At 61.2% G+C, this 23,612-nt stretch carries 23 protein-coding genes and 1 pseudogene; 15 read left to right on the plus strand and 9 right to left on the minus strand.

Translation table 11 applies throughout. The features are described 5' to 3' along the window. Positions 1-28 precede the first annotated feature (28 nt). Together iolD and NKI15_RS03385 are read left to right on the plus strand one after the other, a co-directional pair. Positions 29-1,897, plus strand: coding sequence for a 3D-(3,5/4)-trihydroxycyclohexane-1,2-dione acylhydrolase (decyclizing) (gene iolD / locus NKI15_RS03380; RefSeq protein ID WP_352885765.1), 1,869 nt, complete (start codon positions 29-31; stop codon positions 1,895-1,897). Between the two features lie 32 nt (positions 1,898-1,929). After that, the gene (locus tag NKI15_RS03385) at positions 1,930-2,799 is read left to right on the plus strand and encodes an SMP-30/gluconolactonase/LRE family protein (RefSeq protein WP_352885766.1); all 870 of its coding nucleotides are present in this window, start codon (positions 1,930-1,932) and stop codon (positions 2,797-2,799) included. A gap of 27 nt (positions 2,800-2,826) precedes the next feature. Here the strand turns inward: NKI15_RS03385 and NKI15_RS03390 are convergent, their stop codons facing one another. Next, entirely contained in the window at positions 2,827-3,723 is an 897-nt protein-coding gene (locus tag NKI15_RS03390; RefSeq protein WP_352885767.1) for a sugar ABC transporter substrate-binding protein, read from the minus strand. 61 nt (positions 3,724-3,784) lie between these two features. Here NKI15_RS03390 and NKI15_RS03395 point away from each other — a divergent pair, with 61 nt between their 5' ends. From NKI15_RS03395 to NKI15_RS03425, 7 genes are all read left to right on the plus strand, one after another. Beyond that, a complete protein-coding gene (locus NKI15_RS03395) occupies positions 3,785-4,810 on the plus strand; it encodes a Gfo/Idh/MocA family protein (RefSeq protein WP_352885768.1) in 1,026 nt (341 codons plus the stop codon). Positions 4,811-4,933: 123 nt separating this feature from the next. After that, a complete protein-coding gene (locus NKI15_RS03400) occupies positions 4,934-6,004 on the plus strand; it encodes a LacI family DNA-binding transcriptional regulator (RefSeq protein WP_352885769.1) in 1,071 nt (356 codons plus the stop codon). Between the two features lie 71 nt (positions 6,005-6,075). Further along, positions 6,076-7,254 (plus strand): Gfo/Idh/MocA family protein, encoded by a 1,179-nt coding sequence (locus tag NKI15_RS03405; RefSeq protein WP_352885770.1) that lies wholly within the window; start codon positions 6,076-6,078, stop codon positions 7,252-7,254. A 16-nt stretch (positions 7,255-7,270) separates the two neighbouring features. Beyond that, positions 7,271-8,242 (plus strand): phosphoglycerate dehydrogenase, encoded by a 972-nt coding sequence (locus tag NKI15_RS03410; protein WP_352885771.1) that lies wholly within the window; start codon positions 7,271-7,273, stop codon positions 8,240-8,242. Beyond that, entirely contained in the window at positions 8,239-9,036 is a 798-nt protein-coding gene (locus tag NKI15_RS03415; protein ID WP_352885772.1) for an HpcH/HpaI aldolase family protein, read from the plus strand. Before NKI15_RS03410 ends, NKI15_RS03415 begins: the two co-directional genes overlap by 4 nt. Beyond that, entirely contained in the window at positions 9,033-9,770 is a 738-nt protein-coding gene (locus NKI15_RS03420) for an SDR family oxidoreductase (RefSeq protein WP_352885773.1), read from the plus strand. The genes NKI15_RS03415 and NKI15_RS03420 overlap by 4 nt, the downstream gene beginning before the upstream one ends. Before the next feature lie 415 nt (positions 9,771-10,185). Next, positions 10,186-11,016, plus strand: coding sequence for an HAD-IIA family hydrolase (locus NKI15_RS03425; RefSeq protein WP_352885774.1), 831 nt, complete (start codon positions 10,186-10,188; stop codon positions 11,014-11,016). Between the two features lie 60 nt (positions 11,017-11,076). Here NKI15_RS03425 and NKI15_RS03430 read toward each other — a convergent pair whose 3' ends face one another. From NKI15_RS03430 to NKI15_RS03460, 7 genes are all read right to left on the minus strand, one after another. Next, positions 11,077-12,060 carry an ABC transporter permease gene (locus tag NKI15_RS03430; protein WP_352885775.1) on the minus strand — a complete coding sequence of 328 codons (984 nt, stop codon included), beginning with the start codon at positions 12,058-12,060 and terminating at the stop codon, positions 11,077-11,079. 11 nt (positions 12,061-12,071) lie between these two features. Beyond that, on the minus strand, positions 12,072-13,598 hold the full coding sequence (locus NKI15_RS03435) for a sugar ABC transporter ATP-binding protein (protein ID WP_352885776.1): 1,527 nt from the start codon (positions 13,596-13,598) through the stop codon (positions 12,072-12,074). A 22-nt stretch (positions 13,599-13,620) separates the two neighbouring features. Beyond that, on the minus strand, positions 13,621-14,592 hold the full coding sequence (locus tag NKI15_RS03440) for an ABC transporter substrate-binding protein (protein WP_352885777.1): 972 nt from the start codon (positions 14,590-14,592) through the stop codon (positions 13,621-13,623). Between the two features lie 47 nt (positions 14,593-14,639). Then, positions 14,640-15,668 carry an inositol 2-dehydrogenase gene (gene iolG / locus NKI15_RS03445; RefSeq protein ID WP_352885778.1) on the minus strand — a complete coding sequence of 343 codons (1,029 nt, stop codon included), beginning with the start codon at positions 15,666-15,668 and terminating at the stop codon, positions 14,640-14,642. A gap of 175 nt (positions 15,669-15,843) precedes the next feature. Continuing rightward, positions 15,844-16,842, minus strand: a complete 999-nt coding sequence (locus tag NKI15_RS03450; protein ID WP_352885779.1) for a LacI family DNA-binding transcriptional regulator — start codon at positions 16,840-16,842, stop codon at positions 15,844-15,846. 2 nt (positions 16,843-16,844) lie between these two features. Further along, positions 16,845-17,618, minus strand: coding sequence for an SDR family NAD(P)-dependent oxidoreductase (locus NKI15_RS03455; RefSeq protein WP_352885780.1), 774 nt, complete (start codon positions 17,616-17,618; stop codon positions 16,845-16,847). 42 nt (positions 17,619-17,660) lie between these two features. Continuing rightward, the gene (locus NKI15_RS03460) at positions 17,661-18,443 is read right to left on the minus strand and encodes an SDR family oxidoreductase (RefSeq protein WP_352885781.1); all 783 of its coding nucleotides are present in this window, start codon (positions 18,441-18,443) and stop codon (positions 17,661-17,663) included. A gap of 303 nt (positions 18,444-18,746) precedes the next feature. On the opposite strand from NKI15_RS03460, the gene NKI15_RS03465 reads away from it, so the two are divergent. From NKI15_RS03465 to NKI15_RS03485, 5 genes and pseudogenes are all read left to right on the plus strand, one after another. After that, on the plus strand, positions 18,747-19,004 hold the full coding sequence (locus tag NKI15_RS03465; protein WP_352885782.1) for an SDR family oxidoreductase: 258 nt from the start codon (positions 18,747-18,749) through the stop codon (positions 19,002-19,004). Between the two features lie 909 nt (positions 19,005-19,913). Beyond that, positions 19,914-20,144 carry a helix-turn-helix domain-containing protein gene (locus NKI15_RS03470; RefSeq protein ID WP_352885783.1) on the plus strand — a complete coding sequence of 77 codons (231 nt, stop codon included), beginning with the start codon at positions 19,914-19,916 and terminating at the stop codon, positions 20,142-20,144. A gap of 106 nt (positions 20,145-20,250) precedes the next feature. Further along, positions 20,251-20,412, plus strand: a pseudogene (locus NKI15_RS03475) (JAB domain-containing protein); the annotation flags it as partial. A gap of 189 nt (positions 20,413-20,601) precedes the next feature. Further along, positions 20,602-21,000, plus strand: a complete 399-nt coding sequence (locus NKI15_RS03480) for a RidA family protein (protein ID WP_023705984.1) — start codon at positions 20,602-20,604, stop codon at positions 20,998-21,000. Between the two features lie 171 nt (positions 21,001-21,171). Next, positions 21,172-21,792: an isochorismatase family protein gene (locus NKI15_RS03485; protein ID WP_023705985.1), complete on the plus strand. Its 621-nt coding sequence runs from the start codon at positions 21,172-21,174 to the stop codon at positions 21,790-21,792. Between the two features lie 25 nt (positions 21,793-21,817). Here the strand turns inward: NKI15_RS03485 and NKI15_RS03490 are convergent, their stop codons facing one another. Then, on the minus strand, positions 21,818-22,732 hold the full coding sequence (locus tag NKI15_RS03490; protein WP_023667658.1) for a LysR family transcriptional regulator: 915 nt from the start codon (positions 22,730-22,732) through the stop codon (positions 21,818-21,820). Positions 22,733-22,892: 160 nt separating this feature from the next. On the opposite strand from NKI15_RS03490, the gene NKI15_RS03495 reads away from it, so the two are divergent. Further along, the gene (locus NKI15_RS03495) at positions 22,893-23,534 is read left to right on the plus strand and encodes a glutathione S-transferase family protein (protein WP_031196341.1); all 642 of its coding nucleotides are present in this window, start codon (positions 22,893-22,895) and stop codon (positions 23,532-23,534) included. Positions 23,535-23,612: the final 78 nt, after the last annotated feature.

Genomic DNA, 23,612 nt, shown 5'->3' on the forward strand with positions numbered 1-23,612 from the left:
ATAGCTAGTCAATATGAGGAATCGGAAGATGACGAACGCCAGATCGCTCACCGCAGCACAGGCGGTGGTGCTCTACCTGAAATCGCAGTTCTCCGTTTACGACGACGTGGAGGAACGGCTGATTGGCGGCATGTTCGGCATCTTCGGCCACGGCAATGTCGCCGGCATGGGTGAGGCGCTCGACGAATACGGCGAAGGTCTACCCTTCTACCAGGCCAAGAATGAGCAATCGATGGTGCATGCCGCCATGGGTTTCGCCAAGGCCAAGAACAGGCGCGCCACCTTGGCCTGCACGGCCTCCATCGGCCCTGGCTCGACCAACATGCTGACCGGTGCGGCGACGGCGACGATCAACCGCGTTCCGGTGCTGCTGCTGCCCTCCGATATCTTCGCCCATCGGCGGCCAGGCAATGTGCTGCAGCAGCTTGAGCATCCGATCGAAGCCGACCTGTCGGTGAATGATTCGTTTCGGCCGCTATCTCGCTTCTTTGACCGCATCTCGCGGCCGGAGCAGCTCCTGACCGCATTGCCCGAAGCGATGCGCGTGCTGGTCGATCCCGCAGAAACCGGTGCGGTGACCATTTCGTTGCCGCAGGACGTGCAGGGCGAGGCCTTCCCCTTTCCTGCCCGTTTCTTCGAAAAGCGCCGCTGGCAGATCCGTCGCACGCGTCCGAACGACGACGAGATTGCAAGCGCTACCGCATTGATCGTTACCGCAAAGCGTCCACTGATCATTGCCGGCGGGGGTGTCCGTTATTCGGCGGCGCAGACCGAACTCGTGGCTTTTTGCAACCGCTTCGGCATCCCTGTGATGGAAACCTTTGCCGGTAAGGGCGTGTCGCAGAATGCCAGCCTGCTGCTCGGCGGCGGCGGCACGACCGGCACCGCCGCTGCTGCCCGGATCGGCGAGAAGGCTGACGTGGTCATCGCCATAGGCACGCGGCTCACCGACTTCGCCACCGCTTCGCGCTCCCATTTCAACGATGAGACGCGGTTCGTGGCGATCAATGTCAATGCGCAGGACGCCTACAAGCTCGGTGCCGCTCCGGTGGTTGCAGACGCCAGGCTCGCCCTGCTGGCGCTTGGCGATGCCCTCGGCAACTACGCCACTGCAGACGCCTATCGCGCCGAAGTGGCAGACGCGATCTCAGGCTGGTGGGCGACCTATCACGGCTCCATCACCCACGAGCAGGGTGCGCCCATGAAACAGGGCACCATCATTGCATCGGTGAATGCAGCCGCCGCCAAGGGTGACGTCGTCATTGCCGCCGCCGGCACCTCGCCGGGGGAAATCATGAAAGCCTGGGACAATTCAGCTGGAAGCGAGTGCTTCATAGAGTTCGGTTTTTCCTGCATGGGACACGAAATACCAGCCGGCCTGGGCGTGGCCCTGGCCCGAAACAACCAGGGCAATGTGTTTGTTGTCATCGGCGACGGGACCTACCTGATGGCGCCGACTGAGCTCGTCACGGCGGCGCAGGAGGGCGCCAGGATGATAACCATCGTCATCGAGAATGGCGGCTTCCAGTGCATTCGCGCCTTGCAAGAGCATTCGACCGGTGCCGACAATTTTGGCAACGAGTTCCGCCGCCGCACCGCTGCCGGCAGGCAGCCGGACGGCGACTATGTCGATGTCGACTATGAGGCCAATGCCCGCTCGATGGGCTGCGTGACTTTTGTGGCTTCGAACCCCCAGGAACTGGCCGAGGCGCTCGACAAGGCAAAAAAGCTCGACGGTCCGAGCGTCATCATCGCCCAGGCCGAAAAGCGTGGCGGCTCACCGGGCGCGGACCTCTGGTGGGAAGTCGGTGTGGCCGAAGTCTCCGAGCTCGAACGGGTCAGAGCTGCGCGACAACGCTACGAAACCGGCCGGGCAAGGCAGAAGGCCCTGGTGTGATCGTGTCGGCAGAACACAGAAGGCGTGTGGGCATGACGGCACTGGTCGACGTGCCGGCGGTGCAGATGGAGCTCGGTGAGTGTCCATTGTGGGACCATCGCCACAATCGTCTTTACTGGGTGGACATCATCCGCTGCACCCTGTTCGAACGCGACTGGGCCAGCGGAGCGATAAGGACCTGGCCCCTGCCCGCGCTCGGCGGCGGTCTCGGACTTTTGGGCGATGATGAGCTGATCGTCGCCGCCCAGACTGGCCTGTTCCGGTTCAGCCCCAATACCGGGCAGTACCGCTTTTTGCTCCATCCCGAACCCGGCATGCCATCGAACCGCCTCAACGAAGGCAAGACGGACGATGCGGGCAATTTCTGGATCGGCTCGATCTCGACGCTGGGGCGCCGGCCGGAAGGCGCGCTGTATCGAGTCTCTGCCGGCGGCCTTGTCCGCCAGGTGCTGTCGGGGATCCATGTCCCCAATTCGCTGGTCTTCCTTCCCGACAACCAACTGCTGTTTTCCGACAGCCATCTGAAGGCGATCTGGCGCTTCCAGGTCGATTTGGATGACGGCACGCTGTCGGAGCGTCAGGTTTTTGTCGACGATCGCGCGCTGCCATCCATTCCCGACGGAGCGGCCCTCGCCCAGGACGGGACGATATGGAATGCCAAGTTCGGCGGGGGTCGGGTGGTGGTCCACGACCAGTTGGCCAAGATCGTCGGCGAAGTTCCCCTGCCGGTCAGCCAGGTGACGTCCTGCGCCTTTGCCGGGCCAGAGTTGGACCATCTTGTCGTGACCACCGCCAAGCGGCTGTTGGACGATGACCAACGACGAATCCAGACCGAAGCGGGCAATCTGTTCATCTTCAAGACCGATGTCAGCGGCCGGCGCGAGCCGGTCTGCAGCCTCTGAAAGGCGCAAAACACTCAGCGTGATGTGTCAGCGGGTTCCCCGCCGGACCCCTGCTTCGGCAGCATCGATGTTGCGGGCGTCGACGACAGCCGGGCCCGTGTAGATGTCGTCGGCCATGGTAAACCCTTGCTCCACATGCATCCACATCTGCTGGACCGACAGATAGCCTTGCAGATATTGCTGGCTGTCGATCGTCGCGACGATCTCACCCGACCTGATGCCATCGATCTGGAGTTGGGCAACGTCGAACGTGATGTGCGACCATTTCCGCTGTGGCGGCAAAAGCTTGCGCGCGTCGAGAACCGCCTGGGCGCCGGGAGGGCCAAGCGTCGCCACCGCGTCAACGCTTTCGTTTTCCATGAGATAGCTGGCGACCGCCCGCGCACAGGCCTCGGCGTCGCCACCCGGGACGCGCAGCCGGTCCACCGGCAATCCTTTCGCAAAGAATGCCTGGTCGAAGCCGCGATAGCGATCGGAATGGCAGATATGTTCGTAGAGATAGTGATCGACGCACATGCCGGCCCGCGGCGGCGTCTCCTTGATCAGGTAGTCGCCGGCGATCCGGCCGGCATTGGTGTCGTCACCGCCGATGTAGAACAGATACGGGATACGCTCACCTTTTGGCCTCGGATCCTTGGCGTTGATGGCGATGACCGGGATTCCGCGGGCGATCGCATTGCGCAGCGGTGCATCGACCGCGGCGACCTCGGGGATGGTCGAAATGATGCCGTCCGGGAGCGCATAGGTCGCCCCTTCGATAAGCCCGGCCTGGATCTCGGGCGAGAACTTCCCCGGCCGCAAATGCTCGACATCAACATCGTAGCGTTGCGCCGCATCCATCAGGCCGTTGCGGAACACCTCCCAGAACACATCGCCCAAAATGTCATGGGTGACGGCGTAGAACTTCAGGCGCTTCGGTCGCATGCTCATCCTTGCATAGCTATTCAATTCTGCTAGTGCTATAACGTCGTAGACGCCATTTCAAATGAAAAGTGCATATATGCGCAGGCGCGGTATCGTCATCATCGGCACGGGCAGAATAGCAGCGGTCCACGCGCTCTCGGTTCGCCGCAATCCGGCGCTCGAGCTCACCGGCTTCGTCAATGAATTCGAAGCGGGCGATCTGCCACAATCCGTAGGGGTGCCCTGCTTTCCCTCGCTGGCGACGGCAGTCGAGCGCCTTCGCCCCGAGGGCCTGGTCATCGCGTCGCCGACGGCGACCCATGTCGAATATCTCAAGCAAGCGCTGGGCTTTGGTCTGCCTTCATTGTGCGAGAAGCCGGTTGCGCTGACCAGACAGCCGATCGCCGAGGCGGTGGAGGCGGTCAGGATCGCTGACATTCCGGTCATTCTCGGCTTTCACCGCAGGTTCGATCCCTACCGTCGCGAGGTCAAGGACAAGATCGGCCAGGGCTTGATCGGCAGCATCGAACATCTGCTGCAGATCAGCCGCGACCCCCGCTTGCCGGACCGTGGCGTGATCGCCCATCAGGGCGGCATCGTGGCGGACATGATTATCCACGACCTTGACGAGCTGTTGTGGCTGGTTGGACGACCGCCGGAGCGTGTACATGCAGCCCTCGCCAACAACGTCGACAAAAGCCTGGCCGAGCTGGACGACCATGACAGCGTTGCCGTCCAGCTCGAGTGGGAAGACGGCCCTGTTGCCCATATCACCGCCACGCGCCGCGCAGCCCATGGCTTCGAGCAGCGGCTTGAAGTTTTCGGCTCGCAAGGCCGGCTGATCTGCGGCGATCCCATGACAAGCCCCGTGGTCTTCGATGGCGCCGAAGCCACTTGCCTGCCGCGTCGCCATGAGCACTTTCCCGACCGATACCAGGCCGCCTATCAGGCTGAAATTGATCATCTCGCCAGCCTTCTTGCTGGTCGCGCGGCGCCGATCTCGACGATCCTCGATGGACTGAATGCATTCGATCTTCTCGAGCGCGTCAACGCGGCGGCCGGCCGACTGCCCGTTTCGGAAGATCTGCCGGCGGCCGGCAGGTCCTGAATTCCTCAGTTGCCGAGGGCCGGCGACCTTGCGGTGCAATCGGCGCCGGGATCATTGTCCCCGATCCCCGATGCGGCTAACGTCGCCATGCATTGCAAGGCAGCGCGATTCCCGGAGGCAACGGTGCGCGGAGACGGCGTCGACGAGAACAAAAAGCGGGCCGGGGGCGAGCCCCTGCTCGAAAGCGAGGGACGCGCGAAATTGCAGCCGTCCTCGATCGATGTCGCACGCCTTGCCGGCGTATCCCAGTCAGCGGTCTCACGCGCCTTCACGACGGGCGCCAGCGTCAGCAAGAAGACGCGCGAAAAGGTGATCGCCGCGGCACGCGAACTTGGCTATCAGCCGAGCATCCTGCCGCGCATTCTGGTCACCCATCGATCGCAACTGATCGCGATCGTCATCGGTGGCATGTACAATCCCTACTATGCCCAGATTTTCGAACTGTTCACCCGGCAGTTCCAGTCCCAGGGCTACCAGGTTCTCGTTTTCTTCGTCGACCACAACGAGTATTTCGACGATGCCATTCCGCTGATCATGCGCTACCGCGTCGACGGCATCATTTCGGCGCTGTCCATCCTGTCGAAAGAGGCCGCCGACGAATGCGCGCACATGCGCATTCCCGTCGTCCTGTTCAACGGGCGCCAGCAGAACAAATGGGTTTCGGCTGTCTGCTGCGACAATGTCGAGGGTGGCCGCCAGATCGCAAATCTCCTCTTCCAGAAAGGCGGCAGCCGTTTCGCCTACATCGCCGGCAAGGAAACGCTCGCCAATACCGATCGTCAGGCCGGCTTTATCGGCCGCCTGCGCGAACTGGGCGTCGACGAAGTGGAAATCATCCAGGGAGACTTCCACTATGAGGGCGGCTACGCCGCAGCCAAGGAAATGTTTGCAGGTTCGAACCGGCCAGACGCCGTCTTTTGCGCCAACGACCTCACCGCAATCGGCGTCATGGAATGTGCGCGGTTCGAATTTGGACTGCGCATTCCAGAAGACATCATGATCGCCGGTTTCGACGACGCCTCCTTCTCCGCCTGGCCGTCATACGGACTGACGACCATCCAGCAAAACGCCGGCGAAATGGTCGACGCGGCAATCGGACTGCTCAAGCAGCGCTGGCAGGAAGGCGCGGCCACCGCCGGCAGGCTCAAGCTTGTGCCGGGCATCCTCAAAGATCGGAAATCGACACTCCGCTAGCCAACCTTCCTTTGGTCGAAGCCGATTTCCGGATTGACATTGCATAGCTATTCATATTGTAGATATGGCAGATGATCCGCCATTGGCGCGGTCACAACAACGAAGCATTCATAGGTGCGGATATGCCGGGATCGAGCGAGGTTGGCGTCGGGATGATTGGCTATGCCTTCATGGGCAAGGCTCACTCGCTTGGCTACCGCGATGTCACAGCAATCGCCGCCGATGGCGTTCCCCGCCCACGCCTCGTGGCGCTTTACGGCAGGAACGGCGACAGGCTCGAGGAAGCCCGCCGCCGGCTCGGCTGGGAACGCGGCGTGGCCGACTGGAAGGAGCTGATCGCCGATCCGGCCATCCAGCTTATCGACAATTCAGGTCCCAACGCGCTGCATGTCGAGCCGACGATCGCCGCGGTCAAGGCCGGCAAGCATGTCTTCTGCGAAAAGCCCCTGGGCCCAACAGCGGACACCGCCTTCGCCATGTGGCAAGCAGCGGCGCAAGCCGGCGTCAAGCACATGTGTGCCTTCAACTACCGGTTCTTTCCTGCCCTGCAGCTGGCACGGCAAATCATCCAGTCGGGCGAGATCGGCGACGTCTACCACTATCGCTCGCAGTTCCTGGTTTCCTCTTCGCTGGGGGACGGCCGACGCAAGAGCTGGCGCGATGACAAGGACGCCGCAGGCGCAGGCGCTCTTGGCGACCTTGCGGCGCACCACCTCGATCTGTCGCGCTTTCTGCTCGCAAGCGATCCGCGCAGCGTGCAGGCAACGACCCGCGTCAAGGTAGCTTCCGACGCCGATGGCGCCGCAATCGAAACCGACGACCAGTTCGCCGCACTTCTCGACTTCGACAATGGCGCGCTTGGCGTCGTCGAGGCTTCACGTGTCGCCGGCGGCCACCTGGTGACCAGCCGCATCGAGGTCGACGGCTCGAAGGGCTCGATCGCTTTCTCCCTGCAGACTCTGAACGAGCTCAAGGTTGCCGGGCGCGATCACGCCTTCCGCACCATTCCTGTATTGCGCGAGGATGATCCATTGCGGGCAAACTGGTTCCCGCCTGGCCACCCGCTGGGCTGGGTCGACACGTTCAGCCATGAGGCAGTCCATATTCTCGGCGCGATCGCCGGTCTTCACGAGGTCGAACCGATCGGAGCCAGCTTCAGGGACGGTTACTATTGCTCGGAAATAATCGACGCCGCTGTAAGGGCGGCCCAGACCGGGCAGAAGATCGACATCAACTACAGGTCGCTCTGACCTTTGGGAGCGCGTCATGAAAATATTCGTCAGCTGGCCGGGCTATGATCCGGAAGATGTACAGACCGGGCGCCGCCTGGTCGAGGCAGGCCACGAACTGGTGCTCGCCCCCAAACTCGGTGCGCGAACGCCAGAGGAGGTGGTTCGCCTCGCCGACGGCTGCACAGGAGCAATTGTCAGCACCGATCCCTTCAACGCCGAGGTTCTAAGCGCCCTGCCCTCGCTCAGGATCATCGCGCGCGTCGGTGTCGGCTTTGATTCCATCGACCGCGGGGCAGCCGACGCTCATGGCGTCGCCATTTCGATCACCCCCGGCATGAATGCCGAAACGGTGGCCGACCACACGCTGGCCCTGATCCTTGCCTTGGTCCGCAAGGTTGCGCTGCAGGATGCCTCGGTAAAGGCCGGCAGATGGGAACGGGTCGGCCCGTTTACGCCCTCCGAACTGCCCGGCAAGACCGTCGGCCTCATCGGTGCCGGTACGATCGGACGCGCCGTCGCGCGCAGGCTTGCCGGGTTCGGCGTCTCGATCTGCTATTTCGACCAGATGGTCGATGATTTTCCAGGTGCAACGAAACTTGCGAGCCTGACCGAACTCTATGCCCGTTGCGACATCATCAGTCTGCACGTTCCCCTGCTAGACGAGACCCGACACCTCATCAACGCCGCTGCGATCGCCAGGATGAAACCATCGGCCCTCATCATCAACACGGCCCGCGGGCCCGTGGTCGACCAACAGGCATTGTTTGCGGCGCTGAAGTCCGGCCAGATCGCCGGTGCGGCGTTGGACGTGTTTGAGATCGAGCCTCCCGATCCGCAAGCGCTCGACGGTGTACCAAACCTCGTCTGTGCAGCCCATATGGGTGGCATCAGCCGCGAATCCGTCGCCAGGATGACCGCCTCGGCCACACAATCCGTCCTTGATGTGCTGGCCGGAAGCATGCCGGAAACGGTGGTCAACCGGCAGACGTTGCGGGCACCGGTATGAGCACGGCACTCGGATTCCGTGGCAGATTGCTGTCGGGACAGCCGCTCGTCGGGACCTGGATCAAGACGCCGAGCCGTGTCGTAACCGAGGTTCTGGCAGGTGCCGCGCTCGATGTGCTGTGCCTCGACGCCGAGCACGCTCCATTTGACCGCAGCGACCTCGATGGCGCTATCTTCGCGTCGAGAGCTCAAGGAATGCCGGTTCTGGTCCGCCCGGCTTCGTCCTCACCCGAAAACATTCTCAACGCGCTGGATCTCGGCGCGAGCGGCGTGGTCGCTCCCCACATCCGTTCCGGCGCTGATGCTGAAGCGCTGGTTCGCCATTGCCTGTTTGGACCTGGCGGACGCGGCTATGCCGGCTCGACCCGCGCTGCCGGCTTCACGCGCAGCCCGATGGCGGCATATCGGCAGCGAGCCATCGACGACACAGCGATCATCGCGCAGCTCGAGGATCGGGAAGCGTTGAACGATCTGGCCGAAATCGTCCGCATCGATCGTCTCGACTGCGTTTTTGTCGGCCGCATCGACCTCACCATCTCGATGGGCGCCCAGACCCCGGATGACCCAGCCGTCATAGAAGCTGTGACCGAGATCTGCCGTCGTGCAAGCGAAGCAGGCCGGCGGGTCGGCATGTTCGTCTCCAACCTCGCGGACGTCCCAGTCTGGATTGAGCGGGGCGCCAGCTTCTTCCTGCTGTCGAGCGATCAGACATTCCTCATGCAGGGCGCCCAGGCCCTGCGCACATCTTTTGACGCCTCGCATGGGCGGGAAACAGCAGGCAGGGCAGCATCATGAAAACAGCGCTTGTAACCGGAGCTTCGCGCGGCCTTGGCGCCGAGATCGCCAGAGGCTTGGCAGCGGATGGCTGGGCGGTGGCGGTAAACTACGCCCATGACAGCGACGGCGCCGGCCGCGTGGTCAGCGAGATCGCTGAGGCGGGTGGACGCGCCTTCGCGGCCAAGTTCAGTGTCGTCGACAAGGACCAACTTGCCGGCGGCGTCGAGACCATCGCGCGAAACCTTGGCCCCGTCGATCTGATCGTCAACAATGCCACCGGTCCGCAGCCGGAAATGCCGCTGATGGCGCAAAGCTGGCGAAGCTATCTCGACCAGCTCGAATTCTTCGTCAAGGCGCCACTGGAACTCCTGCAGGCCGTGCTTCCTGACTGGCGTGCCCGCAAGTCCGGGCGGGTCGTCAACATCGGCTCCGAGATCGCGGAACTCGGCAATCCGTATTTCGGCAACTACGCCTCGGCAAAGGGCGCCATGCTGTCAATGACACGATCCTGGGCCAAGGAGTTGGCGCCGGAGGGCATCACGGTCAATCTCGTGGCACCGGGCTGGATTCCGGTTGAACGCCACGCGGATGTGCCGCAGGACAAGCGCGACTGGTATCTGGCAAGGACACCGCTTGGATATTTCGGCAAGCCGCGCGACATTGCCGATATGGTCGTGTTCCTCGCTTCGTCCAAGGCCGATTTCATCACTGGACAGAAATTCGCAGTGAATGGCGGGCGAACAGTCACCTGAGTTTTACCCCACGTCCATTTTGCGCGGGCTCCGGCAGGCGTCGCCCGATCAGAATCCAAATCCGGCACCGAAGCGAAGTGGGACCGCGTCACCTAACAATTGATGGCTGTCGACTATCTAGACCCAGGCACTGCCCATATCGCCCGGACGACAATCTGCCATGACCCGACACGGCTGATTTTCGGCGCGTGAAGACCAAGTTCATCACGTGCCCACTGTCCGGGGTCAATCAAAGTTTAAGGTCCCGATTGACGGGGCGGCCAGCGGTGTAGCCCGCGCGCCGGCCGGATTGCGCCGGCGACCCATTCTTACGCTGCCGCATCCTATTGCCGCATCAATGGTTGGGCGCCCTTCCCGCGCAATCCTGAACCGGTACACATGCACGCGCATCTTCGCCTAGGAAAGAAGCATCGCGGTGGACGCAGCACATGCTTCAGTCAATCCAACCAAAGACAATGAGGGCCGATCTCCGATGATCGTAGCGCATCTACTCGACATGGACGGTGTCCTGGTTCGCGGTGGCAGACCGATAGAAGGTTCGGTAGACTATGTCGCCGGACTGATCGACAAGGACGAGCCGTTCCAGATCTTCACCAACAACTCGCGCTTCACGCCGGAAGATCATGCCGCGCGTCTGAGGGCGGTTGGCTTCCCCGTGGGAGCTGAACATATCTACACGTCAGCGCTGGCGACCGCCCGGTTCGTGGCGTTGCAAAAACCCGGATCATCCGCATACGTCGTCGGAGACCATGGCCTGGTAGAGGCCCTGCGGTCTGCAGGCTGCCGGATCACTGAGTTTGCCCCCGATTTTGTAGTGCTTGGCGACACGACTTCGTATCACTACGAGCAGATCGCCAGAGGTGCCGAACTTGTGGCGGAGGGCGCCTGGTTCCTCGCAACCAACCCGGATGCCACCGGGCCGACCGAGCGTAGCTTCCATCCAGCCTGCGGTGCGGTCGCAGCACTGATCGAAAAGGCCACCGGCCGGCAGCCTTACTTCGTCGGGAAGCCGAACCCGTTCATGATGCGAAGCGCTCTCGAGCGCCTGGGGGTCGACGGGGCTGATACGGTCATGGTCGGAGACAGGATGGATACGGATGTGCTCGCTGGATTGGAGTCGGGCCTGCGCACGGTTTTAGTACTAACTGGCGTGAGCACGAGGGCCGACATTCAACGGTTTTCGTTCAGGCCGGACCACGTCATCGAACGTTTGGCCGATCTCGCCAAGATCATCATCAAACCCTGACAGGGCGGTGACGCAAAGCCAGCAGCAACCGATGCGAACCAGCCGCCGGAGGCGTGGCATCTAGTTCCTGCGTGTGCGCCGCAGCTGATCAAGGAAAACGATCAACACGATCAGCAGTCCGGTTACGATCCTCTGCCAGAAAGGATTGATATTGAGCAGGTTTGCACCCTGATTGATCGTGGACAGCAGCAGGGAGCCTAACGTTGGGCCGACAACGCTGCCGACTGCGCCGAACAGGCTCGTACCGCCAATTACAGACGAAGCAATCGCCTGCAATTCCCAGGTGTCGCCTGTCGTGGCGATGCCAAGGCTCAGCCGGCTCGCGGCCAGAACCCCGGCAAGCGCGGCGCATGTGCTAGAGATCATATAGACAAGAAAAATCGTGTGGCGGATGTTGATACCTGACAGCCGCGCTGCTTCCGCATTGGAGCCGACAGCATAGATATAGCGCCCCCAGCGGGAGATATGGAGCAGCACATAGGCTGGAATGGCAACGAGAAGAACCATCCAGAAAAGCGACGGCAAGCCGAGAAACTCGGCTCGGGAAAACCCGCTGAACTCCTTGGGCAGGCCAGAGATGTTGAAGCCGTTTGTTGCAAGTAGCCCGACCCCGCGCCAGGCTGTCAGACCCGCAAGCGTGATGATGAACGGCGGCAGTCGCATGTAAGCTACGCCGAACGCATGGATCGCACCTATTCCCGCGCCAGCGAGCAGGGTCACAAAGATCGCAAGCGGGATCGGCAATCCCGCCACAAGCAGCATGGAGACGATCACGCTGCTCAGCCCGACGACCGCTCCCACGGAGAGATCGATCCCGCCTGTTATGATGACGAAAGTCTGGCCGATGGCAATGATCGCCAGCAGGGAGAACTGCCGCATCAGATTGGTAAGATTGCCGGCCGTCATAAAGGAGTCTGTCGACACCGCGAGCAGCCCCCAGATCACCATGAGAAGACCAAACAGGGTCAGATTGAGGAGCACACCAAAACGGATACGCTGCAGTCCGCGCGTTGATTGCGGGGCCGTCACGGCACTTTCAGACATGGTGCTCTCCTCTAGTCGCCGATGGCGGCAGCCAGGACGTCATCCTGACTGACTGAACGCGGATTTTCGAAAGTTCGGGCAACGCGACCGCGATACATGACAACAAGGCGATCGCTGAGGTCGTAGACCTCCGGCAGGTAGGACGAGATCAAAAGGATCGCGGCGCCCTTCTTCAGCAGCTCGGCAAAGAGGCCGTAGATCTCACGCTTGGTTCCGACGTCCACACCGGCCGTGGGTTCGTCAAAGATGAAAATGTCGGCGCCGCGGTTGATCCATTTGCCAATCACGACCTTTTGCTGGTTGCCCCCCGAAAGGTTGGCAACTTCGGTCCCCTGTCCTGCTGTTGCGATCTTTAACGAGCCGATCTGTTCGGCCGCGACTGCGCGCTCCCTGTTGCGGGAGACAAGACCGCCGCGGCTGATACGCTCGTAGGCAGCAAGGTTGAGATTGAAGGCGACCGATTGGTTGAGACAAAGTCCCTGGATGCGCCGGCTTTCTGGCACCAGCGCGAGACCCTTGCGGATCGAAATTCGTTCGGAAAGCGGAACGAACGGCGCGCCCTCGATCGTGATCGTGCCCGCAGTCAGCCTTTGCCGCCCGAAAAGAGACTGGGCAAGCTCGCTGCGGCCCGCTCCGACAAGGCCAAAGAGACCAACAATCTCTCCGCGCCTGAGCGTGAGGCTGACGTCCTCAAAACCGGGACCGGAGAGCCCGTCGACTGCCAGGACCTCTTTGCCGATACTGATCCGTTGCTTGTAGTGGACGTCGCCGATCTCGCGGTTGGCCATATCGCGGATGAGCTGACGCTCGTTCGTCTCCGAAACCATTCTTGTCGCGACCAGTTCACCGTCGCGCAACACCACCGCCCGCTGGCAAAGTTCGAAGACCTCTTCCATGCGGTGGCTGATGTAGATGACAGCAACGCCCTGGGCGCGCAGGCGGCCGATCAGCTGGAAAAGCTGATTGCTTTCCTGCCTTGTCAGATAGGCTGTAGGCTCATCAAAGATGAGAAGACGGCAGTCGCGCACCGTGGCGCGGGCAGTTGCCACCAGCTGCTGCTGGCCGATTGTGAGCTGCCCCAGCTGCCTGCCTGCATTGATCTCGAAGCCGAGACGGTCAAGTACGGCCTGGGCCTGCCGGTTCATCAGCCGGCGCTGGACCATTCCGATACGATTCGGTTCGAGACCGAGGAAGATATTTTCGGCAACGCTGAGATGTGCACAAAGGACAACCTCCTGATGCACGGCGTTCAGACCCAGTGCCTGAGCATCCGCGGGAGTTCTCAGATCGACCTTTTTCCCGTCGATCATCACGGATCCACAGGACGGGACGTAGGCCCCGGTCAGGATCTTGATGAGTGTCGATTTTCCGGCGCCGTTTTCGCCGACCACGCCCAGCACTTCCCCGGAAAAAACATCCAGGTCGATCGATTTGAGGGCGTGGGTACCGGGAAATGATTTCCCGATACCCACGAGCCGCACCAGCGGTATAGGATCGCCCGTCGGGAGGGTTGCTGACGATTGCAGTGCTGCGGCCATGTCAAAGCTGCCCGTTCTGTCGTTATTTCTTGAGGCAGGAAACATCAGGATGCAGCAGTGCCTGCGCTTCCGGGCTGCCGACATTGTCAGGAGTGATGACCATCACGCCCGTGTCGATGAACTTGGGAAGCTTTTCGCCCTTCAATGCCTTGACGGCATTTTCGACGCCGTCATAACCCATCTTGTACGGGTTCTGGACGACCAGCGCCTGGGCAACGCCATCGCGAATGTACTGCTCGAGCGTATCGCTGCTGTCGAAAGTGACCAGTACCGGGTTACCCTTGCGACTAGACTCGGAAATCGCCTGGCCGGCGCCCAGACCGGTGAACAGCGCGTCGCCGTAGAGCCCGTCGATCTTGGGAAAGGCTGTCAGCACGTCGTTGGTATCGTTCAGGGCTGTTGTGGTCTGGAAATCGCCAACGCGTTTGGTCACGACCTTGATGTCGGGATAGGCAGCAAGCCCTTCGGTGAACCCGGCGATCCGCTCGTCAAGTGTGCTCGCGCCGGCGCCATAGGAAATGACGCCAACGCTCCCCTTGGCCGTGCCATTCTTTTTGGTTAGGGCTTCAGCCATTGCTTTGCCCGCAAGCATCCCGCCCGCCTTGTTGTCTGTTGCCAGGATGGATGTGTAGGCCTCTGACTTGGCTTTGGAATCGATGAGGAAGACAGGGACCTTGGCGGCCGCTTCATCGACTGCGGGGCCAAGCGCTTCAAATGATGTCGGCGCAAGAACGACAGCGCTTGAGCCTGTACTGACCGCGTTCTCGAGAATGCCGATCTGTCCGTTGACGTCGGCCTCGCTCTGCGGACCTGTGACGTTCACGGTGACGCCCAGATCCTTGCCGGCCACACAGGCTCCGGCCATGACCGTCTGCCAGTACGGGCTGGTGGTGTCCTTCACTACCACCGAGATTGTCTTCTGCTGGGCCGCCGCCGCGCCTGACATCAGCGCAAGAGCGGACACAGTCATCGATGCCAACATAACCTTTTTCATGCAACTTCTCCTCCAGGTTGGCCGGTCAGGCCGGCGGTTTACTGCGTTCATCCCACCGCTAGCGTTTTCGGCGGGTCGCCCTCACCCATCCCGGCGAGGGGCGTTATTGCGACTGGCAGCCCGGTCTCGGCCGAGCGCGCACAGGCATCGGCCAGCTGCAAGGCGGAGAGGCCGTCAATTGCGGTCGTTGTCGGGTCGCGACCCTCCTGGAGCGCAGCGACAAATTCGTTGAACTGGGCAACGTAGGCATCGCGGTAGCGCTCGGGAAAGTGACTGGGCAAAGCGTCCGAGCGCAGGCCGTCCGGGACCATCAACCGCGTTTGGGTCAGAGGGACATTGTCCATGCTGACGGCAGCACGAGAGCCCATGATCTCGATGCGCTGGTCGAAACCGCCATTGGAACGGCGACTGTTCTGAAGGACGCAGCTGGCGCCGTCGTCGGTCCAGAGCGTGATGAAGGCCGTATCGAAATCACCAGCGCGGCCAATCTCGGGATCGACCAGGCAGGATCCCCTGGCAAACACACCGTTAAATTCGCGACCGGTCAGCCAGCGGCAAAGGTCCAGGTCGTGAATGGTCATGTCACGGAAGATGCCACCCGAGCGCTGGAGATAGCTGACAGGCGGCGGAGCCGGGTCGCGGCTCACGACACGCATGAATTCAACCTGCCCCAGGTCGCCTGAGCAGACATGCCCGGCAAGTCGCCGCGTGCTTGGATCGAACCGGCGGTGGAAGCCTGTCATGAAGGGCACGCGATGACGGGCAAGGACCGTCTGGACGCCGAGAGCAGACGCCAGATCGATATCGATCGGCTTTTCACAGAAGATTGCCTTCCCCGCTGCGGCCGCGCGACCAATCAGCTCGACATGGGTGTCGGTAGGCGAGCAGATGAAGACGGCGTCTACGCTCTGGTCGTCAAAGAGATCATCAAGTCTGGCTGCTGCCCGACCGCCGTGCCGGCTGGCCAGCGTCTCCGCCGCTGCCGCCGCTGAGTCATAAACCGCGACCAGTTCTGCCTGCTCATGGACGGCAATGTTTCGTGCATGCAGCGCGCCGATACGGCCCGCGCCAATCAATCCAATTCCAATCACCGGAAGCCTCCACTTCTATGCGGAGGTAATTGCAGATTGCATAATATGTCAAATTGAATCTTAATTTGGACCCATAATTTCCTTCAAATTATGCATATTATGCAAGAATAGGCGCAAACAATTGGGCGAGCGGGTTGCCATCAGCGAAAATGGAAGGTCGTCAAGCCTTGCGCAGGGTCCCGCGCATGACGAGCTCGCCCGGAACAAGGCTGATGCTGCCAAGGGGGGCGCCGTTGATGCGCGCGACAAGCGTCGCGACAGCCTCCCTGACCATGCGCCTGCGCGGCTGGCGTATGGTCGTCAGATCAAAGGCTGCCCAGGCTGCCATGGGGATGTCGTCAAAGCCGACTATGGAGATTTCCCGCGGCACCGGGATTCCCGCCTCGCGCAACGCGTCAAGAGCGCCAAATGCAATGACGTCGGAGGCACAGAAGACCGCGTCGGGGCGCTCGGGCAGCGCGAGCAGTTCGCGCATCGAAGCTGCCCCCACCGCATAGCTGTGTTCATTGCCCAGGACAGGAACTGTTCCGCCCCCGCGCTCGGAGATCCTGTCAAGAAACCCCTTCTTGCGATCGAGGTTCGACGTTGCGACGGCGTTGCCCGATATGAACGCCGGACGCTTGTGGCCCGAATCCAGAAAGAGATTGGCGACCATCCGGCCTGCATCGACGTTGTCGCAGGATATCGACGAAATCTTCACATCACGGATGTGGCGGTTGAACAGAACGACTGGAACGTCGGACGCGGCGCAATGCTCGGCCATGGCCGCGCTTACGAAGGACGATGTCACAATCACCCCTCGTACCCGATAGGCCAGCACTTCCTCGATCGCGGCATCAGCGCTCTGCGCCCCGTCAAGGTGCTTCAGCAGCACCCGGAAGCCCTGGGACTCCAGCTCCAGAAGCAGCATTTCCAGGACTTCCGGATAGAATGGGTTGGTGATTTCGCCCATCACCACGCCAATCAGGTTCGACTGCTGGCTGATGACACGGACAAGAGCGTTGGGTCGATATCCGAGCTCATCGGCCGCTGACATGATCCTGCGCCTGGTTTCCTCCGACACACTGGCGCCTGAAAAGGCGCGCGATACGGCTGACTGCGAGACGCCTGCCCGTTTGGCAACATCAATTGAAGATGGCCCGCGCCTGGTTCTTTCCATTGTCAGACCATGACCGCGCCGCCGCTCACATTCAACGTCTCGCCGGTCGTTTCGCTGGCCTCATCGGAGGCAAGAAACAGGATCGCCCTGGCGATGTGCTCGGCTTTCTGAAAACGCTGCATCGGAATTCGGTCCATCCAGCCACTCATGACGGCGTCTGCATCATCATCGAATCCGTTCGAGATGCGCCAGTCGATTTCATTCTGGATCATATCGGTCTGGATTGTCCCGGGGCTCACCGCATTTACACGGATTTTTGGAGCAAGTTCGACGGACAGCGCGCGGGTAAGACCGATAATCCCCATTTTTGAGGCACTGTAATGCGCTGTGAATTTCTGGGCCCGCTGCGCAGCCTGCGAGGCTATGTTTACAATCGCACCACCAGACTTCATCACAGGAACGCCGTGCTTGGCGCAGAGCCAGGGGCCACGCAGGTTTACCGCCTGGACCCGATCCCATTCATCGACACTGAGGTCGAGTGCGAGGTTCAGCGTGCAGATGCCTGCGTTGTTTACGATGATGTCGAGGTTCCCGAATGCTCCATCGACACGTCGCATGAGATCCTTGACCGAAGTCTCGTCCGATATGTCGGCCGCGAACGCCCTTAGGCGGTCTTGTGAGACCCCCAGCTCATCGGCCGCATCGCCTGCGGTCTTTTGGTCCCGGTCGACCAGAACGACACGTGCATTCCCTTCGAGAAATGCCTTGACCGTCGCCAGCCCGATATTGCGTGCGCCACCGGTGACCAGCGCGATCTTGCCGTTGAAATCGTACATTGCTTCATTCTCCCGCGAGGAAAGGTGGTGTTGGTCGCCGGATCAGTCGTAGGCGCCTATTACGGTCTGGTCGAAATCCATGACCGATCCGGTTACGATGGCGCTCTCGCTGCTCGCCAGGAAGCAGATGGCCCGCGCGATCTCTCTGGGCTCCAGGAGACGGCCAAAAGGCTGGGCGCGGGAAATTTCCTCAAGCCAGTCATCGCCTCTTGCGTGCGCCGTCCTCTGGATCCGCTCTTCGCCCGGAGTTGCAGTCCATCCCATGTTCAGGCCGTTCACGCGGATGTGATCGCGCCGAAGCGCGTGGGCAACGTTCTTGGTAAGGCCAATCAAGGCCGCCTTTGACGCGACATAGGCGGAAATGATCGGAGCACCGCCATGCGCGGCAATAGAGATGACGTTGACGATCGCCCCGCCCCCTGCCCGGCGCATCAGAGGAACAGAGCGCTGGATAATGAAGAAGGGCGCACGCGTGTTGACTGCAAAGAGCCGGTCGTAGGTTGCGACATCAGTGTCTTCGATGCTGCCGCGATCCGTCAGGCCAGCCACATTGGCAACGACGTCGACCCTGCCGAATCGTGCTTCCGCCGCGTCGACCACTGCAAAACAGTCCTCCACGCGCGCCAGATCGGCCCCAACGAAGATAGCGGGGGTGCCCAACTGCTCGAGTGCCGCCCTGACGCGTTCGCCTGCGTCTTGTTGCCGACCACATATGACCAGCCCGGATGCCCCTTCCTCGGCCATCATCATGGCCGAGGCCTGGCCCACGCCTTGTGTGCTTCCGGTTACAAGGCAGACTTTTCCCGCAAACAGGCCCGTTGCCATCTTCTGCTCCGAATATGAATATTGTGCAAGACCAAGCGCCCCGTCACTTGCATCAATATGCATAATTTCTACGAGTCAGGCAACGACCTGAGCCATGCAAGCGAAACCAAATTTCATTCCGAGAAGCCTCTGGGATGAAGGGCGCGTACGTGCGCTATCGATTCGTTATTGACATGGCGACGCTCGAAACGGCTCGTTGTGGTTGGGCGGGTCATTGTGACAGCGGGCTTTGTTTGCGAATGATCCACTCGATCTTGCCGCAATCAACGTGCGCCTCTTCAGTTCGCGCACCATGGCCTTCCCGTGTTCAGCCGATTGCGCTTCGGGCGCTTGCGCCGCGTGGCATCCGCGCCGATCCACAATGCCTTTCAGTACGATATCAAGAACCGCATCAGCGCCATCAGCGGCGGCGATGTCACCGAGGCGCTGAACAAGGCCATTCCGTTGCAACGCCATGCCGAGCCTGACGCGATCGCCAGCGTCGCTCTGTATTTCGCATCCGCAACGAGCAGTTACGTTACCGGGCAAGTGCACGTGGTGGATGGCGGCCTGGGGAGCTGACTCGATGCCAGTTGAACGTCAGAATCTTCGAAACACGTAGAAAGACGCGCCGGTGCCAAGCCCTTCAGCCCTCATAATCTCCGAGGCTCCGGTGGAAGTGACAGTAGCGGGATGGGCATGATGTTCTTCACCCGACGAGATTGCCCGTGATGTGCCCCCGCTCGGTCGAGCAGCACGGCGTCGGCGCCTCAGGCGAAAAGATTTTAGCTAGGCCGAATGCTTCCAATAGCAAAAGAATGCGTTTTCGATAGTGGATCTCGGGATGTAGCGATCTACTGACTCGAACCAATTGCTGGTGCGCCCAAACAGTTCGAACGCCTGCCCCCCAGATTCGTAGTTTGAGGGAACGAAGCCCCGGCGGACCGGAAAACCCGCCCCGTGGATAGATGCGTGCCGCCGCACGCAGCATTCGGACCATCGCAGACGGGGACAGTCGGTCCCGCGTCCCCCCTCCGGCCGGCGCTATGCTGACGCTCCTACGGCTGTCCCGTTCACCGCCCGCGGTGGGGGCGAATTTCCTCCGTCCTCCGCGCGACAATCATCCGCTGTTGCGGACGCGCGCAGGACTGCGGCTTATACGCCGTTCTTCCTTAGAGCGCCGACGGTCGCCGGCGCGGAGCGGTAGGTTAAGGATGTCACTGTCTCCGGAACGTCGGCGATCACGAGAGTCAGATTGGCGGTCGCATCTTTCCTCCGGCCTTTTTCTAGCCGGCAGTCCGACGCGGTCCTACCGTAGTCAGAATCCGCTTTCAGTCTTGCGCGAAGTCGCCGTAGAGGTCCGTGACGCACCGGTATCGACAGATGTTCTCAATGAAGATCGCTTTGTAGAGCCCGAGCGCGGGAGGTCGTCTCCGTCTTCACCATTCGCGGACCCGATCATCCCAACCGAGACATAGTTTGAGGTACAAGATGACCGAACCACTGTATCTGACGCCCGAGGAAGTGACCGAACGTTTTCGCGGCGCGATCTCGACCGGGACATTGGCCAACTGGCGAGCAATGCGCGTCGGGCCAGCTTTCGTGAAGATTGGAAAGTCCGTCGTCTATCCCGTGGCCGACCTAAACGAATGGGCAAGTCAGCAAACCGTTTCGTGCCGTGCGACAAATCGACTCAACGGGAAGCAGCATGAGCAATCGTGAACCTAGTCAAATAGAGTTCGCATACGCACCCCGAAACCGCCTCCACTAACCTCGCTATCGCAATTTTATCATGAAACATCAATTAGATATGAAGCAGAGACGGGTGATGCATAACCACCCTTCCGGCGATCCGACACCATCGCGTGCGGACATCGAAATGACCAAGCAGATCATCGACAGCGCCAAGCCGCTCGGCATCGCCGTCCACGACCACATCATCATCGGCAAGAAAGGCAACGCCTCGATGAAGGGCCTGCTGCTGATCTGAGCCTGATCGGCGCCGGTGCCGTCATCCCAAACGCCACCGCTCGCGAGCCAATCAGCAACATTCCGCTTTGGCTCAAATGCCCACGCTTGCGGTGTAGAAGTGATATTGCGACGGAAGCGCCCGCTTCGGCGACAATGTGGTAGACCCGCGAATGCGAAGCAGCCACAGCCATTGCAGGAGATCTATTCAATGACGCTCGAATGCATAAATCCAAATGATCTGCCGATTCCGGAAATGTACTCCCAGGTCGTCGTTGCGACAGGAAGCAAGCTGGTGTTCGTCTCGGGCCAGCAGCCAGAAGACATACACGGCAAGCTCGTTGGCCACGGTGATTTCGCAGTCCAGGCGCGCCTGACGTTCGGAAATCTTGGCCGAGCGCTTGCTGCCGCCGGCGCTCGGCCCGAGCAAGTCTGCAAGATCACGATCTACATCGTCGATTACAAACGCGACGAACACGTGCCCATCATCGAAGCGGCCCAGATCGAGCTGTTCGGCGATCACAAACCAGCAAACGTGGTGGTCGGGATAGCAGTGATGTCTCCCGGCTACCTGATAGAGATCGATGCGATCGCGGTCATCGACCCGTAGGCCAAGCGAGGACGCGTCAAGTCGCGAAACCAATCCCGGAACTCGCTGCGAGATCGCCACGACCTTGATCTCTCCATCCATCCACGATCACATCGTCATCGGCAGGAATTGCGATGTCTCGATTAAGAGCCTGCTGCTCACCTGATCAACGTCGGAAACAGGAAACACGCAATGCCCCAGCCCGGCGACGAACCATGGCCGTTCGACAAGCAACGCGCAGCCCTCCTGGTCATCGACATGCAAAGCGACTTCGTCGATGAGGGCGCCGTCATGGAAGTGGCCATGGCCCGCCATCGCATTCCGGCGATGCGGCAGGTGGTCGAGCTTTGCCGCGCGCAAGGCGTCCCGGTGATCTACACCCAGCATGTGCTCAGCGACCATTTCGATATCTCGCCGCTGGAAACCAGCTACCAGCCGAAGCTGAAAACCAAAGGAATGCGGGAAGGCAGCGCCGGCGCCGAAATCGTCGCCGCGCTTGCGCCCCTGCCCGGCGATGTCGTCATCAAGAAGCACCGCTACGACGCCTTCCACAACACGCAGATCGAGACGGTGTTGCGCAACATCCGTGGCGCAGGCCGGGTCGACACGGTGATCATCATCGGCACCGTGACCAGCATCTGCTGCGAATCCACCGCGCGGAGCGCCTTCATGCGCGACTACAAGGTGGCTTTCATCAGCGACGCCAATGGCGGACTGGACGAGCCATCGCACAATGCAACCCTCGACATCATAGGCAAGGTGTTCGGGCGCGTGATGACCGTCGCAGAGCTTGGGAGCTTGTTGCGGAGCTGAGCCCGCGCGTCAGCTGGCGTGCGTCTCAAGCTCCGGCGCCGAGCCTGCCCTCAAGAAGGTCGCGCCGCTGCTGCAATTCGCCGGAGACGAATTTGGTGAAGGCGTGGACGCGCGCCGTGCGGCGCAAATCGTCGTGCACCAGCACCCACAGCGCCGAGCCAATCTCCTCGATCAGCCCTCCGACCCTTACAAGCCCGGGCAGGCTGTCGCCGAGATAACAGGGCAGCGCCGCAACCCCGATACCGGCGCCCGCCGCATGCGACATCGTCACCAGGGAATCGGCGCGCATGGCGATCTCGACATCGGGCAGCGACGACCGCATCCAGCGGGCGACGCCGGTGTTGGCTAGGCTGTCGTCGGGCGCGATCCAGCGCAGCGCACCCAATCTCGGCTCCGGGGGTAGCGTTTCGGCGTAGGAACGTGTCGCGTAGGCGGCGAAGGCGACGCCCGAAATGCGCCGGCCGACCAGGATTTCCTGCGGTTGCGACACCGGCCTGATCGCCACGTCTGCATCCCTTTGCGTCAGGTTGGCGATGGAATTCTGCGTCATCGCCTCGACCCGTATGCCGGGATGGAGCTTATGAAACGCCGCCAGGATCGGCGGCAGCACCGACGCCATCAGCGTGTCGGTGGTGGTGACCCGCAACCTGCCTTCGAACCTGAGATCCTGCCCCGACAGTTTGCGCGCCAGTTCATTGACCGTCTCGGCCATTGTGCGTGCCGCGCCCAGCAGTTCCTCGCCGCCCGCGGTGAGGGCATAGCCAGTCGGCAGCCGATCGAAAAGGCGGATACCCAGCCGCGCCTCGAAGGCGTTGACGCGCCGCAGCACAGTCGTGTGGTTCACGCCCAGGATCCGAGCCGCCGCCGCCAGCGAAGCGCCATCGGCGACGGCCAGCACCATGCGCAGATCTTCCCAGTCGATATCGCGTGAGCTGTGCATTCTTGCAGAAAGATAAAAGAAAGCGCTGCGCTCTGCGAGCCAAAATGACGCTTCGCTGTGCAAAAACGCAGAGCAAGCGGGCGAATCGGCATGTCGATCTGCGCATGCACGCACGCCATATGGAGTCCGACGACAAAAGAAACAGTCGCGGAGAAGAGCCATGACGCCGATAGAACTCTACACCTGCCAGACACCCAACGGGCACAAGGCCTCGATCATGCTGGAAGAGGTCTGCCTGCCCTACTCGGTCCGCTTGGTCGACATCGAAAGGGGCGACCAGACCAAGCCTGATTTCCTGGCGCTCAATCCCAACAACAAGATCCCGGTGATCGTCGACCGGGACGCCGGCCGCACGGTCTTCGAATCCGGCGCCATCCTACACTACCTGGCGCGACGGTCGGGCAAGCTTCAGCCGGTGGGCGCGCAGGAGGCGGACGATACGCTGACCTGGACCTTGTTCCAGGCGGCCCATGTCGGCCCGACGCTTGGCCAATTGTGGAATTACAAAATCTTCGCGCCGGCAAAAATCCCTTACGTGATCGAGTGTTTTGAGCGCGAAACCGGACGTGTCTTCCGCGTTCTCGATAGCCGGCTAAAGCACCATGAGCACATTGTCGGCAAAAGCTACGGCATCGCCGATGTGATGACATGGCCATGGATCAACGCGGCCGTCAGCAAGCTCGGCCTCAGCCTCGATGACACACCAAACCTGGCGCGCTGGTATGCGGCCATCGGCCGCCGCTCCGCAGTTGTCAGAGGGATCGCTGTTCCCGCCCTGCCGGAAGCGTCAGCGGCCGCTTAGATCATGATGAGATTTGGTTGAAATCTCATCATGACCTAACCCTTTGTTGGAGCATGATCTTTTCCAAAAACCGGCACC

It is taken from the genome of Mesorhizobium sp. M0862, assembly GCF_040319795.1.
In the GTDB taxonomy this organism is placed as follows: domain Bacteria; phylum Pseudomonadota; class Alphaproteobacteria; order Rhizobiales; family Rhizobiaceae; genus Mesorhizobium.

What these genes read in the sequence shown, in the direction of transcription:
- NKI15_RS03405 (WP_352885770.1), top strand. Translation starts at nt 6,076, where the DNA reads ATGATCCGCCATTGGCGCGGTCACAACAACGAAGCATTCATAGGTGCG.
- NKI15_RS03455 (WP_352885780.1), bottom strand. Translation starts at nt 17,618, where the DNA reads ATGTACGATTTCAACGGCAAGATCGCGCTGGTCACCGGTGGCGCACGC.
- NKI15_RS03435 (WP_352885776.1), bottom strand. Translation starts at nt 13,598, where the DNA reads ATGGCCGCAGCACTGCAATCGTCAGCAACCCTCCCGACGGGCGATCCT.
- NKI15_RS03490 (WP_023667658.1), bottom strand. Translation starts at nt 22,732, where the DNA reads ATGCACAGCTCACGCGATATCGACTGGGAAGATCTGCGCATGGTGCTG.
- NKI15_RS03420 (WP_352885773.1), top strand. Translation starts at nt 9,033, where the DNA reads ATGAAAACAGCGCTTGTAACCGGAGCTTCGCGCGGCCTTGGCGCCGAG.
- NKI15_RS03440 (WP_352885777.1), bottom strand. Translation starts at nt 14,592, where the DNA reads ATGAAAAAGGTTATGTTGGCATCGATGACTGTGTCCGCTCTTGCGCTG.
- NKI15_RS03385 (WP_352885766.1), top strand. Translation starts at nt 1,930, where the DNA reads ATGACGGCACTGGTCGACGTGCCGGCGGTGCAGATGGAGCTCGGTGAG.
- NKI15_RS03450 (WP_352885779.1), bottom strand. Translation starts at nt 16,842, where the DNA reads ATGGAAAGAACCAGGCGCGGGCCATCTTCAATTGATGTTGCCAAACGG.
- NKI15_RS03410 (WP_352885771.1), top strand. Translation starts at nt 7,271, where the DNA reads ATGAAAATATTCGTCAGCTGGCCGGGCTATGATCCGGAAGATGTACAG.
- NKI15_RS03485 (WP_023705985.1), top strand. Translation starts at nt 21,172, where the DNA reads ATGCCCCAGCCCGGCGACGAACCATGGCCGTTCGACAAGCAACGCGCA.
- NKI15_RS03395 (WP_352885768.1), top strand. Translation starts at nt 3,785, where the DNA reads ATGAAAAGTGCATATATGCGCAGGCGCGGTATCGTCATCATCGGCACG.
- NKI15_RS03390 (WP_352885767.1), bottom strand. Translation starts at nt 3,723, where the DNA reads ATGCGACCGAAGCGCCTGAAGTTCTACGCCGTCACCCATGACATTTTG.
- NKI15_RS03480 (WP_023705984.1), top strand. Translation starts at nt 20,602, where the DNA reads ATGACGCTCGAATGCATAAATCCAAATGATCTGCCGATTCCGGAAATG.
- NKI15_RS03470 (WP_352885783.1), top strand. Translation starts at nt 19,914, where the DNA reads ATGACCGAACCACTGTATCTGACGCCCGAGGAAGTGACCGAACGTTTT.
- NKI15_RS03430 (WP_352885775.1), bottom strand. Translation starts at nt 12,060, where the DNA reads ATGTCTGAAAGTGCCGTGACGGCCCCGCAATCAACGCGCGGACTGCAG.
- NKI15_RS03495 (WP_031196341.1), top strand. Translation starts at nt 22,893, where the DNA reads ATGACGCCGATAGAACTCTACACCTGCCAGACACCCAACGGGCACAAG.
- NKI15_RS03415 (WP_352885772.1), top strand. Translation starts at nt 8,239, where the DNA reads ATGAGCACGGCACTCGGATTCCGTGGCAGATTGCTGTCGGGACAGCCG.
- iolD (WP_352885765.1), top strand. Translation starts at nt 29, where the DNA reads ATGACGAACGCCAGATCGCTCACCGCAGCACAGGCGGTGGTGCTCTAC.
- NKI15_RS03460 (WP_352885781.1), bottom strand. Translation starts at nt 18,443, where the DNA reads ATGGCAACGGGCCTGTTTGCGGGAAAAGTCTGCCTTGTAACCGGAAGC.